This window comes from Sphingomonas yantingensis (assembly GCF_014199325.1).
Classification (GTDB): domain Bacteria; phylum Pseudomonadota; class Alphaproteobacteria; order Sphingomonadales; family Sphingomonadaceae; genus Sphingomonas; species Sphingomonas yantingensis.
Genome location: NZ_JACIJJ010000010.1, coordinates 1 through 1,698 on the forward strand (window position 1 = coordinate 1; position 1,698 = coordinate 1,698).

1 protein-coding gene is annotated in these 1,698 nt (G+C 68.7%); it reads left to right on the top strand.

Going from position 1 to position 1,698, the window contains the following annotated elements:
- The coding region (gene acs, locus FHR19_RS17450) for an acetate--CoA ligase (protein WP_184031223.1) at positions 1 to 1,698 on the top strand (1,698 nt) is incomplete at both ends.

The following is a 1,698-nucleotide window of genomic DNA, read 5'->3' on the forward strand; positions in this document are numbered from 1 at the left end:
TCGGTCAACTGCATCGACCGGCATCTGGCGGACCGCGGCGACGATACGGCGATCCTGTGGGAGCCGGACAGCCCCGAGGCCGAGGGGCGGCGGTTCACGTACCGCGAGCTTCATGCCGAGGTCTGCCGCTTCGCCAACGTGCTGAAGGCACAGGGCGTGCGGAAGGGCGATCGGGTGACGATCTACCTGCCGATGATCCCGGAGGCGGCGTTCGCGGTGCTGGCGTGTGCGCGGATCGGGGCGATCCATTCGGTGGTGTTCGGCGGCTTCTCGCCCGAGGCGCTGGCGGGGCGCATCGAGGATTGCGATTCGACGCTCGTGGTGACCGCTGACGAGGGCTGCCGCGGTGGCCGGCGCGTGCCCTTGAAAGCCAATGTCGACGAGGCGGCGAAGCGTGCCCCGAGCCTCGAGACCGTGCTGGTCATCAAGGCGACCGGCGGCGAGGTTTCCATGACCGAGGGCCGCGATATCTGGTTCGAGCATGCCGCGGCGGGCGTCGAGGCGGACTGCCCGCCCGAGCCGATGAATGCCGAGGACCCGCTGTTCATCCTCTATACCTCGGGCTCCACCGGGAAACCGAAGGGCGTGCTGCATACGACCGGCGGCTATCTGCTCTGGGCGAGCCTGACGCATCACTGGTGCTTCGACTATCGCCCGGGCGAGGTGTGGTGGTGCGCGGCCGATATCGGCTGGGTCACGGGGCACAGCTACATCGTCTACGGCCCCCTCGCCAACGGCGCGACGACGCTGATGCACGAAGGCGTGCCGAACTGGCCGGACGCCAGCCGCATCTGGCAGATCGTCGATAAATACGGGGTCGACACGCTCTACACCTCGCCCACCGCCCTTCGCTCCTTGATGAAGGAAGGCGACGCGCCGGTGAAGGCGACGAGCCGCGCGTCGCTGAAACTGCTCGGCAGCGTCGGCGAGCCGATCAACCCGGAGGCATGGCGCTGGTACCACGACGTGGCGGGCGAGGGCCGCTGCCCGATCGTCGATACCTGGTGGCAGACCGAGACCGGTGGCGTCCTCATCGCCCCGCTGCCTGGCGCGACCGACCTCAAACCCGGCTCGGCAACGAAGCCGCTGCCGGGCGTCGCACCGCAGCTCGTCGATGCCGAGGGACAGGTGCTGGAGGGGGCCGCCGACGGCAATCTCGTCCTCACCCGGTCGTGGCCGGGGCAGATGCGGACCGTGTGGGGCGATCACGACCGCTTCTTCCAGACCTATTTCTCGACCTATCCGGGCAAGTATTTCACCGGCGACGGATGCCGGCGGGACGAGGACGGCGATTACTGGATCACGGGCCGGGTGGACGACGTCATCAACGTGTCGGGCCACCGGATGGGCACCGCCGAGGTCGAAAGCGCGCTGGTCGCCCACCCCAAGGTGGCCGAGGCGGCGGTCGTCGGCATGCCGCACGAGGTGAAGGGCCAGGGCATCTACGCCTATGTGACGCTCAATGCCGGCGTTGAGGCGTCGGACGAGCTCCGCGACGAACTGTGCAAATGGGTGCGCCGCGAGATCGGCCCGATCGCCACGCCCGACGCGCTGCAATTCGCCCCCGGCCTGCCCAAGACCCGCTCGGGCAAGATCATGCGCCGCATCCTGCGCAAGATCGCCGAGGGCGACGTCGGATCGCTCGGCGACACCTCGACGCTCGCCGATCCCCCAGTGGTGGAGGATCTCGTCGAGAAC